This window comes from Arthrobacter sp. NicSoilC5 (genome assembly GCF_019977395.1).
Taxonomy (GTDB): Bacteria; Actinomycetota; Actinomycetes; order Actinomycetales; family Micrococcaceae; genus Arthrobacter.
Genome location: NZ_AP024660.1, coordinates 2,053,875 through 2,070,081, shown reverse-complemented (window position 1 = coordinate 2,070,081; position 16,207 = coordinate 2,053,875). Strand labels below are relative to the sequence as shown.

General features: G+C 67.7%; 14 protein-coding genes. 2 read left to right on the top strand and 12 right to left on the bottom strand.

Going from position 1 to position 16,207, the window contains the following annotated elements; translation table 11 throughout:
- Positions 1–29: 29 nt before the first annotated feature.
- The 7 genes from LDO22_RS09725 to LDO22_RS09695 all read right to left on the bottom strand — a co-directional run bounded on the left by LDO22_RS09725 (position 30) and on the right by LDO22_RS09695 (position 7,694).
- The gene (locus tag LDO22_RS09725; RefSeq protein WP_224026942.1) at positions 30–1,721 is read right to left on the bottom strand and encodes an alkaline phosphatase D family protein; all 1,692 of its coding nucleotides are present in this window, start codon (positions 1,719–1,721) and stop codon (positions 30–32) included.
- A gap of 100 nt (positions 1,722–1,821) precedes the next feature.
- Positions 1,822–2,973: an LCP family protein gene (locus LDO22_RS09720; RefSeq protein WP_159633317.1), complete on the bottom strand. Its 1,152-nt coding sequence runs from the start codon at positions 2,971–2,973 to the stop codon at positions 1,822–1,824.
- Positions 2,974–3,115: 142 nt separating this feature from the next.
- On the bottom strand, positions 3,116–3,823 hold the full coding sequence (locus LDO22_RS09715; protein WP_224026941.1) for a low molecular weight phosphatase family protein: 708 nt from the start codon (positions 3,821–3,823) through the stop codon (positions 3,116–3,118).
- 142 nt (positions 3,824–3,965) lie between these two features.
- Positions 3,966–4,580 (bottom strand): DUF305 domain-containing protein, encoded by a 615-nt coding sequence (locus LDO22_RS09710; protein WP_224026940.1) that lies wholly within the window; start codon positions 4,578–4,580, stop codon positions 3,966–3,968.
- Between the two features lie 55 nt (positions 4,581–4,635).
- On the bottom strand, positions 4,636–5,088 hold the full coding sequence (locus tag LDO22_RS09705; protein ID WP_224026939.1) for a hypothetical protein: 453 nt from the start codon (positions 5,086–5,088) through the stop codon (positions 4,636–4,638).
- Between the two features lie 32 nt (positions 5,089–5,120).
- A complete protein-coding gene (locus LDO22_RS09700; protein ID WP_224026938.1) occupies positions 5,121–7,256 on the bottom strand; it encodes a heavy metal translocating P-type ATPase in 2,136 nt (711 codons plus the stop codon).
- A gap of 81 nt (positions 7,257–7,337) precedes the next feature.
- Positions 7,338–7,694 (bottom strand): heavy metal-associated domain-containing protein, encoded by a 357-nt coding sequence (locus tag LDO22_RS09695; protein ID WP_159633307.1) that lies wholly within the window; start codon positions 7,692–7,694, stop codon positions 7,338–7,340.
- A 272-nt stretch (positions 7,695–7,966) separates the two neighbouring features.
- On the opposite strand from LDO22_RS09695, the gene LDO22_RS09690 reads away from it, so the two are divergent.
- A complete protein-coding gene (locus tag LDO22_RS09690; protein WP_159633305.1) occupies positions 7,967–8,647 on the top strand; it encodes a PAS and ANTAR domain-containing protein in 681 nt (226 codons plus the stop codon).
- Positions 8,648–8,731: 84 nt separating this feature from the next.
- On the top strand, positions 8,732–10,084 hold the full coding sequence (nhaA, locus tag LDO22_RS09685; RefSeq protein WP_224026937.1) for a Na+/H+ antiporter NhaA: 1,353 nt from the start codon (positions 8,732–8,734) through the stop codon (positions 10,082–10,084).
- A 10-nt stretch (positions 10,085–10,094) separates the two neighbouring features.
- Here the strand turns inward: nhaA and LDO22_RS09680 are convergent, their stop codons facing one another.
- The 5 genes from LDO22_RS09680 to ctaD all read right to left on the bottom strand — a co-directional run bounded on the left by LDO22_RS09680 (position 10,095) and on the right by ctaD (position 16,201).
- Positions 10,095–10,355, bottom strand: coding sequence for a hypothetical protein (locus LDO22_RS09680; RefSeq protein WP_224026936.1), 261 nt, complete (start codon positions 10,353–10,355; stop codon positions 10,095–10,097).
- A 105-nt stretch (positions 10,356–10,460) separates the two neighbouring features.
- A complete protein-coding gene (locus LDO22_RS09675; RefSeq protein WP_201302465.1) occupies positions 10,461–11,618 on the bottom strand; it encodes an ABC transporter ATP-binding protein in 1,158 nt (385 codons plus the stop codon).
- A complete protein-coding gene (locus tag LDO22_RS09670; protein WP_224026935.1) occupies positions 11,615–13,204 on the bottom strand; it encodes an iron ABC transporter permease in 1,590 nt (529 codons plus the stop codon). The genes LDO22_RS09675 and LDO22_RS09670 overlap by 4 nt, the downstream gene beginning before the upstream one ends.
- 4 nt (positions 13,205–13,208) lie before the next feature.
- Positions 13,209–14,264 carry an iron ABC transporter substrate-binding protein gene (locus tag LDO22_RS09665; RefSeq protein ID WP_224026934.1) on the bottom strand — a complete coding sequence of 352 codons (1,056 nt, stop codon included), beginning with the start codon at positions 14,262–14,264 and terminating at the stop codon, positions 13,209–13,211.
- 203 nt (positions 14,265–14,467) lie between these two features.
- Positions 14,468–16,201, bottom strand: coding sequence for a cytochrome c oxidase subunit I (gene ctaD / locus LDO22_RS09660; protein WP_224027209.1), 1,734 nt, complete (start codon positions 16,199–16,201; stop codon positions 14,468–14,470).
- Between the last annotated feature and the right edge of the window lie 6 nt (positions 16,202–16,207).

Sequence of the window (16,207 nt, the reverse complement as noted above, 5' to 3'; positions counted from 1 at the left end):
CATCGCAACAGAACGGGATGGAACCGGCGTTACCGCTCGGGCGTCAGGACCTTGGAGAACACGGTGCCGCCGTTGGCGTTCCGGAGGCTCACGGTGAAGCTGTTGTCCTCACCGAGCTGGACGTGCCCGAAGAACTGGTTCTCGCCGTCGCGCGGGGACTCGCCGGCAAAGCGCCCGGTCTTGGAGAACACCACCTCGGGGCCAAACGTGCCGTCCATGGAGTTGGGGCCGAACGATCCCGCCGCGATGGGACCGGCCACGAACTCCCAGAACGGGTCGAAGTCGGTGAAGGCGGCCCGCTCGGGGGAGTAGTGGTGGGCGGCGCAGTAGTGCACGTCCGCGGTAAGCCACACCGTGTTCTTCACGCCGTTCCGCTTGAAGGCACTCAGCACCCCGGCGATCTCCAGCTCACGGCCCAGCGGGGTTCCGGCGTCGCGGTTGGACAGGCTCTCCTGGTTCACCGGGCCGTCCGGGACCACCACTCCCAGCGGGAGGTCGTTGGCGATCACCTTCCAGGTGGCCTTGGACTTGGAGACCTCGCTGACCAGCCAGTCCACCTGCTCCTGGCCCAGGATGGCGGTGGCGTACGGTTCCTTGCCGTCGGTGTTGGGAGACTTGTAGGTGCGCATGTCCAGGCAGAAGATGTCCAGCTGCGGACCGCGGGAGATCTTCCGGTAGATGCGGGCCGGCTGGTACGTGCCGGCGTCGTCAAATGTTCCCGGACGCCAAAGGGCCGAACTGTCCGCGATGGGCATGTTCTCCTGCCAGGCCTGTCGTCCGCGGGCGGCGAGGGTGTTGACGTCCCGCACCGTGTAGCGGGAGTCGTCCAGGATCTGGCCGGGGTACCAGTTGTTGTGCGTCTCGTGGTCATCCCACTGGGCGATCACCGGCACGTCCGCGAACAGGGCGCGCATGTTGGCGTCCATGGAGTTGTAGCGGTGCCGGCCGCGGAACTCGGTGAGCGTCTCGGCAACCTTGGACACCTCTTCCGTCACCAGGTTCCGCCACACCTGCCCATCCTTTTCCACCACGGTTTCGGCGATGGGGCCGTCGGCGTAGATGGTGTCGCCGGAGTGGATGAAGAAGTCCGGGCGGGTCTGGTGCATGGCACGGTAGCCGCGCATGCCGCCGATCTCCTCGTTGATGCCCCATCCCTGCCCGGCCGTGTCACCCGTCCACACAAAGCTTTGCGCTGACGACGCCGGGACCTCGCCTCCGTTGCTCGTCCCGCCGGTGCGGCCCTTGCCGTTGACCGTCCCGGCGTCCGGCGCCGTGCGGAAGCTGCCGTTGACCGTCTCGCTCGCCGCGCCGCCGTCGTCCTCGAAGCTGATCTCCAGCGCGAAGCGGGTGTTGGACGGCAGGTTCCCGGCGTGGATCTTGGCGGTGAAGTCGGACGCCTGGGTGGCGCGGGGCCCGCGGAGGACCCGCTCAAAGGCGCCGCGCCCGCGCAGGACCTGGCCGGCGTCGTCCACTGCCCGCAGGACCGCCGTCATCCGCCCGGCGCCCGAGGCACGGGACCAGAGGACGGCGGAATCGGAGGTGACGTCGCCGGTGGCGATGCCGCTGGGCAGGGTGAGCCGGTTGCGGACCAGCGCGACGCCGGCGGGAGACTGGGTGGCGGCCGTTGCGTTGGCTGCGGGAACGGAGGCCAGCGCGGCGGCGAGGACGGAACTCTTGACGATGGTGCGGCGGGAAACCCCTGCCTGGGAAGACTCAGTCATGTCTTCAGGGTTTCCCGGGCCGGCACACAAATTCTGGCGGCAGGGTGAACCCGGGGTGAGGCGCGGCTGAACAGCAGGCGGCCGCAGCGCCCCACCCGGGCTAGGGCTTCGCGAAGTCGGCGATCCGGCCCTCCCGCAAGGCCGCGCCCACCGCGGCGATGCCTCCGTAGTCCGGGAACAGCACGGACTGCCCGGCCACGAAGCCGGAGCCCAACGTGGGAAGGGTCATGGTGCCGATGGCGTTCACATCGAGGTTCCGCAGGCTGTACGCCAGCATTGCGGCCTGAAGGGGATCGAAGCCCCTGTCCACCGTGAGGCAGCAGGAAGCGAAATCAACCAGCGACCGCACCGCGTTCACGTCATTGAGGGCGCCGCCCGCCGTGAGGCGGCCCAGGATCGCGCGGAGCATGATCTGCTGGTCACGAACACGCTGGAGGTCGCCGTCGGTGAAGGCATGGCGCTCGCGGGAGAACTCCAGCGCAGCCTGGCCATCGAGGTGGTTCACGCCGGCGCTGAAGACATGCTCGGTGTCGATGGTGGACTGGAAGGGAATCGGGACATTGACGTCGATCCCGCCCAGGCCGTCCACCAGGATCTTGAACCCGCCGAAATCGAGCATCAGGGTGTGGTCGATGGTGATTCCCAGCAGCTGCTGGACCGTTGCCGTCTGCATGTCAATGCCGCCGTATTGCAGCGCGGCGTTGATCTTGGCGCTGCCGAACCCGGGGATGTCCACCCAGTTGTCGCGGTTGATGGAGATGAGGTAGAGGCTCCGCCGGTCGGCAGGGACGTGGACCACCATGAGCGTGTCCGCCCGCTGGTCCTGGGGTTCACCGGTGGCTGCCGTATGCGCTGCGGCCTCGCGTGCCGGGACATCGCGGGTGTCGCTGCCGATGACCAGGATGTTCATCGGGGCCGCGGGCAGGTCAGGGATGGGTGCAGGCGGCGGTGGGGGAGCAGGGGCCGGCGGGGGAGTTTCGGACGGCGTGGGAGTCGGTGTGGGTGTGGGAGTCGGGCTGGGCGACTGGGTCTGGGTGGCTGCAGGCTGCGCTTCCTGGCCGGCCCGGTTCAGGCTGAAGACCGCGATGCCGGCGGCCACCACCAGCACCAGCGCCAGCAGGGCTGCGATCCAGCGGCGCCGGCCCAGGGTAACGATCCAGGCAGGACGGTGGGAACCGGCTGGGCCCGGTTGCCGGGGGCCGGGGTTTCCGGCGCCGGGCCCGGATGGATCAGAACCGCCTGGGATGCTCATGCCGCCTCCACCTCATTGTGACTGGTGGGATCAGTGTCCGTCCCGCAGGCCCCAATTGGCTACAGGAGTATCCAAACTGTCACCTGGGAAAGGGCCTGCCCGGCCGCCGTGATGCTGCGTTGATGCCCTTCCGCCGCAGGGATTATTGCCCGCCGGCCGGGAAGTTGAGGCGCGCGTGCCGCAGGATGGAGACGATCGCGGGGGCCAGCTGGTCTTCCATCTCCCGGTAGACCTCCGGTGCACGGCGGTACGGGTCCACGATGTCGTTATCCGATGCGTCCGCCGGGAGCGAGAGATGACGTACCCCGGCGGCCCGCGCAGGCAGCCCCCGCCACAGGGCCGCGTTGGCAGCGAGCCCACCCTCGGCGTCGGACCCGTGCGTGCGGGACCCGGCGTCCCCGGAAGACGGGTCCCGGGAAGACGCGTCCCGGGAGGATACGACGGCGGCGGGCTGGCTGTCCGCACCGGCCGCCCGCTGGTCGAGGACGTCGAGCATCCGGGCGAACTCGCGGATGGTGAACGTCCGCTTGAGCAGGGAGGCATCCAGCTGGAGGACTTCTCCGCGGTGCCCTGAGGTCATGGTGAGCACCAGGTCCACGCCGCGCAGGATCTTCGGTGTGAGCTGCCGCGCTGCGAACCCTTCAGGGTCGCCGCCAAAGGTCCGCACAATGTCCGCCGAAATGGGCTGCATGGGCTCGCCTACCAGAGCCCGGGTCCCGGCACTGGCCACCTGGAAACCACCCGGCACCACCTGGTCCAGCCCCGCCTGCAGCAGCCTCTCGGCCACGGGTGACCGGCAGATGTTCCCGGTACAGACAGTCAGGATTCGTACTGGCGCGGAAGTGTCCAAGGAGATGTTCTCTTTTCCCAGCTGGTGCCGGACCCGCTCAGGCCCGTGCCTTTCAACTTAACACGCAACGGCGCGGCGGCAGCCTCCCGAAGCCGGGGACCGCCGTCGCGCCGTGTATATCCGCTAGAACGCGGACGTGCGGCTACAGCGTGGCCAGCAGCTGCTTCATCTGCGTGATCTCCGCCTGCTGGGCATCCACGATGTCGTGGCCCAGCTTCACCGCGTCGGGAGACTTGCCGGCGCCGATCTCCTGCTGTGCCATGTCGATGGCGCCCTCGTGGTGGCCGATCATCTGCTCCAGGAACAGCTTCGCGGCCTCGGTCCCGGTGGCGGACTTGAGCTTGTCGATGCCGGCGTCGTCGACCATCCCGGACATGCCGTGGCCGGAATGGTCACTCATGGCGGTGGGCGCGCCCCAGCCCGACAGCCAGCCGGTCATCTGCTCGATCTCCGGTGCCTGCGCCCCCTTGATCTTGGTGGCAAGCGCGGTCACCTCCGCCGGCACATCCGACTTGGCCAGGATGATGTCGCTCATCTCCACCGCCTGCGAGTGGTGGGGGATCATCATCTGGGCAAACATGATGTCCGCCTGGTTATGGTCGGCGCCGGCGCTGGGCATGCTGCTGGACATGGCGCCGGAGCTGCCGTGGTCCATGGGCATGCTGCTGCCGGAGCCGGCGTTGGCGGCGCACCCGGCGAGGCCGAGAGAAGCTGCCAGGGCAGCAGCAATGGAAAGGGTCTTGAAAGTGGTCTTCATGGTTGTCCTTCAGGGATGTAGTCGAACTGGGCCGTGATGGGAGGCGCAGTCCGGTTTACGTCCGGCTGATGGACAGGTCGCAGGGCGTGGGGCTGGGCGGCAGGTAGTCGTAAGCAGCGCCGGGCCGGCTGGCTGCCGGCAGCAGCGGCAGGACGGCCAGGGTGGCCTGTGGCGGGGAAAGGGTGACAGGGCCGCTGGGGGCCGACGGGATGCAGGGCGCCCCCGATTCCTGCGCACCCGGGCAGGAATCACCGCAGGCCGCCGAGGCAAGCTGAGGTTCGTCTGTGCCGGCTGCCGGCAGCGCGTGGCCGGCATGGCTTCCAGGATCAGAATGCGCGACGGCGCTGTGCCCGGCAGAATGCCCGGACATGCTGCCCTGGGAAGCGGCCCCGTGCGAGGCATGCCCGGACGTCAGCACGTGCATGCCCAGCAGCCCTGCGATGACGGCCAGGGCGGCGGCGAACAGCCAGGCACGGCGGAAGAGGGACGCCACGGCGCGGGTGGTCATGGCCGTCCCTCCTTCCATTCGGTCTGCAGTGCTCAACGTACCTCGGACGGGTTCAGTTTCAGGCGACGGAGGAGCTGGGCGTTCAGGGCCACCACCACGGTGGACGCGGACATCAGCACAGCCCCGGCCGCAGGCGAGAGGACCACCCCGGCGAAGGCCATCACACCGGCGGCCAGCGGCACGGACAGGACGTTGTATCCGGTGGCCCACACCAGGTTCTGCCACATCTTCCGGTAGCTGGCGCGGGACAGGTCCACCATGGACAGCACGGCACGGGGATCGTTTCCGGCCAGCACCACGCCGGCGGATTCCACCGCGACGTCGGTTCCGGCGCCGATGGCGATGCCCACCTCGGCCCGGGCCAGGGCCGGGGAGTCGTTGACGCCGTCGCCCACCATGGCCACCTTCAGCCCGCGGGACTGCAGCTCGGCCACCTTCTTGTCCTTGTCGGCGGGCAGGACCTCGGCGAACACCTCGTCGATGTCCAGGTCCGCGGCCACGGCCTGCGCCACCTGGTGGGCGTCCCCGGTGACCATGGCCACCTTGATGCCGCGGCGCTGCAGGGCCGAGACGGCCTGCCGCGACTCCGGCCGCACCGCATCCTCCATGCTCACCGCACCCAGGATGCCGCCGTCGTCCACCACGTGCAGCACGGCGGCGCCGCGGTCCATCCACGTGCGCGTACTGGCGGCCAAAGAGTCAGGTTCGACGACGCCGAGCTCGCGCAGGAGCGCCGGCCCGCCCACGTGCACCGTGCGGCCGTCCATGCTGGCCCGCACGCCGCGGCCGGTCAGCGAGGTGAAGCCGGTGGCTTCGGGCAGTGCCAGGTTCCGTGCCTTCGCGGCCCGCACGATGGCCCTGGCGACAGGGTGCTCGCTGTCGGACTCCACCGCGGCAGCAAGTGCGAGTACGGCGTCGGCATCCGCTCCGCCAGCTACGGCAACATCCTTCAGTTCCGGCTCGCCGGTGGTCAGCGTGCCGGTCTTGTCGAACAGGACCACGTCGATGGTGCGCATGCGCTCCAGGGCCATCCGGTTCTTGATCAGCACCCCGGCACGGGCGGCCTGTTCCGTGGAAATGGCGATCACCAGCGGGATCGCCAGCCCAAGGGCGTGCGGGCAGGCGATCACCAGCACAGTGACGGTGCGGGTGACGGCCTCCGGAACGCTGCCCAGCAGCGTCCACGCGATGAAGGTCAGGACACCGGCGCCGGCGGCAAAGTAAAAGAGGAACGCCGCGGCGCGGTCCGCCAGGGCCTGGGCGCGTGAGGAGGAGGCCTGTGCTTCCTCCACCAGGCGCTGGATCCCGGCCAGGGCGGTCTGGTCCCCAACCGCCGTGACCCGGACCCGGACACTGCTGTCCGTGGCCACCGTTCCCGCCACCACCGTGTCCCCTGCGCCGCGGGCCACGGTTTTGGATTCACCGGTGATCATGGACTCGTCGAATTCGGCCTGCCCCTCCACCACGCTGCCATCGGCCGGCATGCGGGCGCCGGGCCGGACCAGGACCAGGTCCCCGGGGCTGAGTTCAGACACGGGAACGGTTTCAGTGCCGTTGTCCGTGATGCGTTCGGCCTCGTCGGGCAGCAGCGCGGCCAGGGCATCGAGTGCGCCCTGCGCGGACCCGAGCGCGCGCATCTCGATCCAATGGCCCAGCAGCATGATGGCAACCAGCAGTGCCAGCTCCCACCAGAAGTCCAGGTCGAAGCCGCCGATCCCCAGGCTGGTGACCCAGGACGCAGCGAACGCCACGGTGATGGCCATGGCGATCAGCAGCATCATTCCCGGCGTGCGGTCTTTCAGCTCTTGCAGGCCGCCCTTGAGGAACGGCTGGCCGCCGTAGAGGAAGATGACGGTGCCCAGGACCGGCGGGATCCAGGCCGAGCCGGGGAACTCCGGCGGCATGTAGCCCAGGAGGTGGCCCATCATGGGGCTGAAGTAGACCACGGGAACAGCGAGGGCCAGGGTCAGCCAGAACCTGTTCTTGAACATGGCGGTGCTGTGTCCGGCGTGCTGGCCGTGGGTATGGACGGTGTGGTCGTCGTCGTTGTGGGCGCCGTGCTGGGCGTGACCGGCACCGTGCGCCGGCGGCTGCGTTAGCGTTCCGCTGGGCGGCGAGTGGTGCTCATGGCCGCCGGTGGAATGCTGCGTGTGCTGCTGGTCCTGCATTGGTCCTCCTTGGAGGCAAGCGCTGCCCGGACCTGGTCCGGGGGCTGGGGAATGTGGGGGCGTTCCGGGACGCTGGCTGTCTCAGGCGAGGGCGTAGCCGGCGGACTCTATGGCGGCGCGCACGTCGGCGTCGGGCGCCGATCCGATGACGGCCAGCGGGGAGCTGCCGCCAGGCACCAGGTCCACCGAGGCCGAGGTGACGCCCGGGACGGCGGAAACTGCGGTTTCGACGGAGCGGACGCAGTGCCCGCAGGTCATGCCCGCCACCGCGTAAGTCCGTGGCGTGGAGGATTCGGCGTGGGCATTGACGACGCCGACAGGGGAGACCTGCGTGGCAGGCGCAGTCAGGGTGCCGGACGGCTGCGCAGCGCTGGCGGGGGCGCAGCAGCTGCAGCCGGAGGAGGCGAGGGGGAGCTGGGGACGGTTCCCGGTGTTCATGTCAGTTCCAATCCGTTGAGGGAATCAAGGGGTGCTGGGGTTGAACGGCTGTGAAAGTCCGGTGCAGGCACCGGCCGGGACATACCACTTCACTGACAACACCCACAATATACCCCCTGGGGGTATATTGGGTCAAGCACCATAGGGCATTTCCCCCGGGACTTCCATAGGACCTACCGCACTACCTTCTGTTGCCGCGGGCGACCATACTGGAAGGAGCGAGGACAGAGCCGGCCCGCTGGGGGTTTGGCGTATCCGCGGGAGGTGGACCTGTGACGGAGCTCAGCGACCTGTACACGTATTCGAGTGCCCTCGGGGACAGCGAAAGTGACGCCGGCACCTTCAGGGTGGACATCGAACCGGCGGGGCCGACCTTCCACTGGTCGGACGGGATGTACCGGCTGCACGGTTACCACCGCGGCGAGGTGGTGCCCACCATGGAACTGCTCTTCGCGCATAAACACCCGGATGACCGTGAGCGGTGCGAGGAAATCGTGGCGCAGGTTTCCACCACCGGCGGGTTCTTCTGCATGTACCACCGGCTCGTCGATGCCCAGGGCAGGACCCGGCGCGTGCTGACCTCCGGAGAGGCAGTCCTCGGCCCGGACGGGTCGGTGGTGGCGCTCGAAGGCGTGATGGTGGACCTCAGCCGGACGCTGCAGCGCGAAACTGAACAAACAGCACGGGAGGCAGTAGCGGGTGCCACGGCCACCCGTACGGTGATCGACCAGGCCCGGGGAATCCTCATGGGCCAGCTGAAGCTTGGCTCCGATGACGCGTTCCAGATGCTGGTGAGCACCAGCAGCCACCGCAACGTCAAGCTCGTGGTGGTGGCGGCGGAGCTGGTACAACTTGCCAATTCCCCTGAGGCGCGCACCTACCTGGACCGGGCCGTGCGGGCCATCCAGCTGCACGGCCGGCCGGTCCACACCGGGGGGCGCCGCGCGGGTTAGTGCCGTTCCCCGTAGGATGGATGGAGGTGCGCCGGGAAGTCTGGTCGGCATGGATTTGTCGAACCCGGATTTAAGGACGCCCGCATGAACTCCACCCCGCCCACCCCACGCCGGAACACGTTCTTTGGCTCCACCGTCTTTTCGCGCGGCAGCTACGCCGAAGCGCTGCGGATCGGTGAGATCCTCCGCAAGGAGACGGTGGGCGGCGCCCTCCTGGTGGCTGCTGCGGTCATCGCGCTCATCTGGGCCAACTCCCCGGCGTCGGACAGCTACTTCTCCCTCCGGGACTTCAAGGTGGGCTACGCACCGTGGCACCTTGAATTGAGCCTGGGGGCGTGGGCAGCGGACGGGCTGCTGGCCATCTTCTTCTTCCTGGTGGGGCTGGAGCTCAAGCGCGAATTCGTGGGCGGCGACCTGCGGCAGCTGAGCAAATCGATTGTGCCGGTGGCGGCCGCCGTGGGAGGCGTGGCGGTCCCGGCGGTCATTTACGCCGTCGTCAATCTTTCAAGTCCGGAAACGCTCCGCGGCTGGGCCATTCCCACGGCAACGGACATTGCGTTTGCCGTCGCGGTCCTGGCCATCATCGGCTCGCACCTGCCCAGCGCCCTGCGGATCTTCCTGCTGACCCTGGCCGTGGTGGATGACCTCATTGCCATCACCATCATCGCGTTCTTCTACTCCAGCGATATCCAGGCCGTGCCGCTGCTCCTGGCGCTCATCCCGCTGGCCATCTACGCTTTCCTGGCCCAGAAATACCGCCGGTTCTTCGGCCGCCACGCAGCCGCTGCCTGGCTGATCCTGCTGCCGCTGGGTGCCGTGACCTGGGCCCTGGTGCACGCGTCGGGCATCCACGCCACCGTGGCCGGCGTACTCCTGGGCTTCGCCGTTCCCGTGATCCGGTCGCAGGCCTCCGGCGGCCCCGAAGCCGGCCCCGGGCTTGCAGAGATTTTCGAGCACCGGTTCCGGCCCATCTCCGCCGGCGTGGCCGTCCCCATCTTCGCCTTCTTTTCCGCAGGCGTGGCCGTTGGCGGCTGGGAGGGCCTGGGGTCGGCCCTGTCCGATCCCGTGGCGCTGGGCATCATCCTGGGCCTGGTCCTGGGCAAGCCGATCGGGATCATGGGCACCACCTGGGTCCTGACCAAAGCCACCAGGGCAAGCCTGGACAGCTCCTTCAAGTGGATCGACGTGTTCGGCGTTGCGTTGCTGGCAGGGATCGGATTCACCGTCTCCCTGCTGGTGGCAGAGCTCAGCTTCGGCCACGGCAGCCTCCACGACGACCATGCCAAGGTGGGAATCCTGGCCGCGTCGCTGGTTGCTGCGCTGCTGGCAACGGTTGTCCTGCGCACCCGCAACCGCCAGTACCGGCTCGCTGAAGAGCTGGAGCAGGTGGATTCCGACCACGACGGCGTCCCGGACGTCTACCAGGAGCGCACCTGACGCTCCCGCGCTAGGCGGTGGCGAGGGGCTTGGCCGGCGGCTGCGGTTTGGCGGAAACCTCCAGCTTGACCGGAGGGTCCACGTGGCGGATCTCCAGGGCCTCCGGGTCCAGCAGCTTGCGCGCACCGGTCCGGGCGTCCAGGATCCAGAAGAGTTCCAGCGCCGGGACGACGTCGGTCACCCGGCCCTTGTGGAAAAGCCTGCCCCGGTGCCACGCCTCGATCTGGTCGCCGATGCGGAGCTGGGCGGTGCGTATTCCTTGTGCCTCCATGGCTGCCTCCTGCTGTTGAATCCCCGTAAGCACAGCTTGCCGTGGACAGGTTGCAGGAGTGTTTCCGCCCGGTGTTTTTTCTGTGACGCCTGAGGCTGAGGAGGACTACTCGTCCGTGGGGAACGCAACGGCTTCGCCCACGACCCGCAGGCACAGCTCCATGCCCGGACGGGCGATCGAGGCGTTCCAGTGCCTGATGGTGATCACTTCGCCGCCGCCCGGGTAGCGGTGGTCGGCGTGCTCCGCCACTTCCTTGGGCACGTTCAGCTTCAGCCGCACGGTGGTCTCAGGGCCGAAGTAGTCGGTGTCCACCACCACTCCGCGGATGGGGCCGTCCTCGGCAATGCGGATCTGTTCGGGCCGCAGCATCAGCTGCACGCGTCCCTGTGCCGGGGGCCGGCGCACGGGAATCGCGCCCAGCGAGCAGGTGGCCAGCGTCCCTTCCAGCCATGCGTCCAGGATGACGGCGTCGCCCAGGAACTCCGCGGTGGCCCGGTCCGCGGGGCGGGTGTAGACCACAAAGGGGTTGCCGATCTGGGCCAGTTTGCCGCCGCGCATCACGGCCACCTGGTCCGCAAAGGAGAGGGCCTCGGCCTGGTCGTGGGTTACCAGGATGGTGGTGACGCCGGCCTCGGCCAGGACCTTGGCCACGGCGCGGCGGGTGGCGACGCGCAGGCCCGCGTCCAGGGCGGAGAACGGCTCGTCCAGGAGCATCAGCTCCGGTTCGCGGGCCAGGGCCCGGGCCAGGGCAACCCGCTGCTGCTGGCCGCCGGAGAGTTGGTGCGGCCGCCGCTTGGCCATGGAAGCATCCAGCGACACCATCTCCAGCAGCTCCGCCACGCGGGCGTTGACCGCGCGGCGGCCGCCCTCGCGCTTGGCCGCATTGAGGCCGAAGGCCACGTTCTGGCCCACGGTCAGGTGCGGGAACAGGGCGCCGTCCTGGGCCACGTACCCGATCTGCCGCTTGTGCGCCGGAAGCCACGCGCCGTCACCGGCCACGGTGGTGCCGTTGAGCGAGATGGTCCCGGTGTCCGGGTGCTCGAACCCGGCGATCAGGCGCAGGAGGGTGGTCTTGCCCGAACCGGAGGGGCCAACGATGGCGGTGGTTCCGCCCTTGGCCACTGACAGGTTGACGCCCCTCAGGACCGCCTGTGATCCGAAGTTCTTGGTGACGTCCGTAATCTGCAGATGGCTGTTGGTGGTTGCGGCCACCGAGGGTGCCACCCGAGGCTCGGGCAGCCTGCGGGTTGATGGTGCTGTCACTGTCCGGCTACTTTCTTGGACTGTTGGAAGAGGAGGTAGGTCATGGGGGCGGAAAGCAGGATCATCAGCAGCGCGTAGGGCGCGGCGCCGGCGTAGTCGATCTCGCTGCTCTTGCTCCAGAACTCGGTGGCCAGCGTCCTGGTGCCGTTGGGGGACAGGAGCAAGGTGGCAGTGAGCTCGTTGGCGATGGCCAGGAACACCAGGGCTGCCCCGCCGGCTGCTGCAGGGGCGGTGAGCCGCAGGGTGACGCGGATGAAGGCCAGTAGCGGCGGCTTCCCGAGCGCCTGGGCGGCCTCGTCCAGTTCCTTGGGGGCCTGTGCCAGTCCGGCCCGCAGGTTCACCAGGGCCCGGGGGAGGAACAGGAGGACGTACGCCGCAACCAGCAGCCCCGCCGTCTGGTACATCCCGGGCACCATGCGGATGCTGACGGTAACGAACGCCAGCGCCACCACGATTCCGGGCATGGAGCTGGTGACGTAGTTGGACAGTTCCAGGGACTTGCTGAACCAGCCGGGGTGGCGCACGGCGAGGTACGCCATGGGGAAGGCCACCACGGTGGTGGCAGCGGCGCCGGCGAGCCCGTAGGTGAACGTGGTGACCAGCGCCGGGAGGAATTCGGATGCTGTCCAGACGTCCGCTCCGCCGGCAAGGATCCAGCGCAGCACGAAGTACAGCGGGAGTCCGAAGGCCAGGGCGGTCAGCGCCAGCAGGAAGAGCTGGGCCGGGACCTGGTACGCGTGCAGGGGAAGGCGCAGCGCCTTGGCCTGCACGCCGGACCCGACACGGGCGTAGCGCGCGGAGCCGCGGCTGCGGACCTCCGCAAGCAGCAGGAGCAGGCAGAAGAACACCAGCACGCTGGCCAGCATGTTTCCGGCCGCGCCGTTGAACGTGGACTGGTACTGGGTCATGATCGCGGTGGTGAAGGTATCGAACCGGATCATGGCGAACGCGCCGTATTCGGCGAGCAGGTGCAGCCCCACCAGCAGCGCCCCGCCGGTCAGGGCGATCCTGAGCTGGGGGAGCACCACACGGAAGAAGGTCCGCCAGGCACCGAGCCCCAGGGCCGCGGCGGACTGCTCAATGGCGGGGTCCAGCCGGCTCAAGGTGGCTGCGGCCGGGATGTACACCAGCGGGAAGTAGGACAGCGTGGAGATCAGGATTCCCGAACCCAGGCCGCCCAGCGACGGGATGGCCGAGACCCAGGCGTAGCTGTTGACGAACGCCGGGACGGCCAGCGGGGCGGCCAGCAGCACGGCCCACACCCGGTGGCCACGCAGCCTGGTCCGTTCCACCAGCCAGGCACCCGCCACGCCAAGCAGCAGGCACAGCGGGATGGTGGCGGCCATCAGGAGCAGGGTATTCAGCAGCAGTTCGCCCACGCGGGGCCGCAGGATGAGGCCGACGGCGGTATCCCACCCGGTTGCCACCGTCATGTAGGCCACGTACCCCAGCGGGACGAGGGAGAAGAGGGCGATCAGCACCGCCAGGACGGACACCGCGGAAACGCCGAAAGGCGGGCGGGGGCTGGTGCCCCGGCCCGCCGTCGTCGTGCCCGCCCTGGGGGGAGCCGATAGATCGGAGGTCACGGAATTACAGTAGTCCTGCCTGGGTCATCAGATCGGTGACCTTTTCGGAGTTGAGCTTGGCGGCGTCAACCTTGGGAGCCTGCAGGTCCTTGATCGGAACCAGCTTGTCGTTGGCGGGAACGTCGGAGCCGATGGCGTACTCGAAGGACGTACCGTTCTTGAGGACTTCCTGGCCCTTCTTGCCGGTGATGAACTTCAGGAACTCCTGCGCAGCGGCAGCGTTCTTGGAGGACTTGAGCACGCCGCCGCCGGAGACGGACAGGAACGCGCCCGGGTCCTGGTTCTTGAAGTAGTACGGGGTGACATTGTTGGAGTTCTCGCCCGTCTTGGCCTGGTCGCCGTAGTAGTAGTAGTGGTAGATCAGGGCGGCGTCCACTTCACCGGCGTTGACCGCCTTCATGGCCGTGCTGTTGCCCTTGTAGGCCTTGGAGTTTTCCTTCATGCCCTTCAGCCACTCCTCGGTGGCGGACTCGCCCTTCAGCTCCAGCAGCGCTGAAACGATGGCCTGGAAGTCTGCGCCCGTGGGGGATGCGGCCCACTTGCCCTTCCATTCAGGCTTGGCCAGGTCAAGCATGGACTTGGGGAGCTGGTCCTCGGTGAGCTTGGTCTTGTTGTACACCAGGACGGTGGAGCGGGCGGCGATGCCCGTCCATTTGCCGGTGGACGGTGCGAACTCGGCGGGAACCTGGGCCAGGGTGTCCTTGTTGACGTCCGCGAACAGGCCGGCGTTCTCAACCTGCGTCATCGCGGGGGAGTTTTCCGTGAGGAACACATCCGCGGGGGACGCCTGGCCTTCCTGAATGATCTGGTTGGAGAGCTCAGTGTCCGAGCCCTGGCGCATGGTCACCTTGATGCCGGTTTCCGCCGTGAAGGCATCCACCCACTCCTTGGTGAGGCTTTCGTGCTGGGCGTTGTACACGGTGATCTCGCCGGAGGCGGCGCCGTTGGACGCGGACGACGAGGTGCCGCCGGCAGGAGTGCCGCCGCCGCAGGCGGTCAGGCCGAGAGCTGCGGTGGCGGCGAGTGCGATGCCGGCCAGCGCGCTGTTGCGGATCTTCATTGAGGCTGCTTTCGGTGGGGAAAAAAGTCTGCTGAACCTAAGTCCTATTAGGCAACACGAATGTTGCCTATGTCAGGAAACTGTAGGGTAGGCAAACCTAAGCACCAAGCCGGAAAGCGCTTTAAGTGACGAGGTTCACATCAATTACGAAAACACTACGTGACGTAATTATCGAGCTTCTGCCGGCTGCGGCAGAGGCCCCGCTATTTGTTCGGGTTGGGATCGTGGACGTCGCGTTCCCCGATATCGGCCGCCCCCAGGATGCTCTCCGCCGGTGCGTCCTCTGAGGGATGGAGCCGGATGCTCAGCTCGGGATGGTGCAGGTCCAGGGCGGGGCGCTCGGACCGGATGCGGGGGAGCGAGGTGAAGTTGTGGCGCGGCGGCGGGCAGGACGTGGCCCACTCAAGGGACGCGCCAAAGCCCCAGGGATCGTCCACGGTGACCTTCTTCCCGGCCCGCCAGGTGATGAAGACGTTCCAGAAGAACGGGATGAGGGACGCGCCCAGCAGGTAGGACCCAATGGTGGAGAACTGGTTCATGAAGGTGAAGTTGTCCTCCGGCATGTAATCCGCGTACCGGCGGGGCATGCCCAGGACGCCCAGCCAGTGCTGGATCAGGAACGTGGCGTGGAAGCCCAGGAACAGCATCCAGAAGTGGATCTTGCCCAGGCGCTCGTTGAGCATGGTGCCGGTGAACTTGGGCCACCAGAAATAGAACCCGGCGAACATGGCGAACACCACGGTGCCGAACACCACGTAGTGGAAGTGCGCCACCACGAAGTAGGAGTCCGAGACGTGGAAGTCCATGGGCGGTGAGGCCAGGATGATGCCCGTGAGGCCGCCGAAGAGGAACGTGGCCAGGAATCCCATGCTCCACAGCATGGGCGTCTCGAAGGTCAGGGAGCCGCCCCACATGGTGCCGATCCAGTTGAAGAACTTCACGCCGGTGGGCACTGCGATGAGCATGGTCATGAACGCGAAGAACGGCAGGAACACCGCGCCCGTGACGTACATGTGGTGGGCCCACACCGTCACCGAGAGGGCCGCGATGGCGATGGTGGCGTACACGATGCCCTTGTAGCCGAACAGGGGCTTGCGGCTGAACACCGGGAAGATCTCCGAGACGATCCCGAAGAACGGCAGCGCGATGATGTACACCTCGGGGTGTCCGAAGAACCAGAACAGGTGCTGCCAAAGGATGGCGCCGCCGTTGGAGGGATCAAAGATGTGGGCACCGAACTTCCGGTCCGCGCCCAGGGCGAACAGGGCGGCGGCCAGCGGCGGGAAGGCCATCAGGACCAGGATCGCGGTCACCAGGGTGTTCCAGGTGAAGATCGGCATCCGCCACATGGTAAGGCCGGGGGCACGCATGCAGATGATGGTGGTGATGAAGTTGACCGAGCCCAGGATGGTGCCGAAGCCGGACAGTGCCAGGCCGAAGACCCACAAGTCACCGCCGATGCCCGGGGTAAACGTGGTGTTTGACAGCGGCGCGTAGGCGAACCAGCCGAAGGACGCGGCGCCCTGCGGGGTGATGAAGCCGGAGACCGCGATGGTGGAGCCGAACAGGAAGAACCAGAACGCCAGCGCGTTGAGGCGGGGGAACGCGACGTCCGGCGCGCCGATCTGCAGCGGCATGATCACGTTGGCGAACCCGGCGAACAGCGGGGTGGCGAACATCAGCAGCATGATGGTGCCGTGCATGGTGAACAGTTGGTTGTACTGCTCCTTGGTCTGCAGGATCTGCATTCCGGGTTCGAACAGTTCGGCGCGGATGAGCAGCGCCATGACACCGCCCGCGCAGAAGAACACGAAGGACGAGATCAGGTACATGTACCCGATGGTCTTGTGGTCAGTGGAGGTGATCCAGTTGACCACAATGGTGCCCTTGGGGCGCCGGACCACTGCCGGCGCAGCCGTGGCCGCGGTTCCGCCCATTCTCTG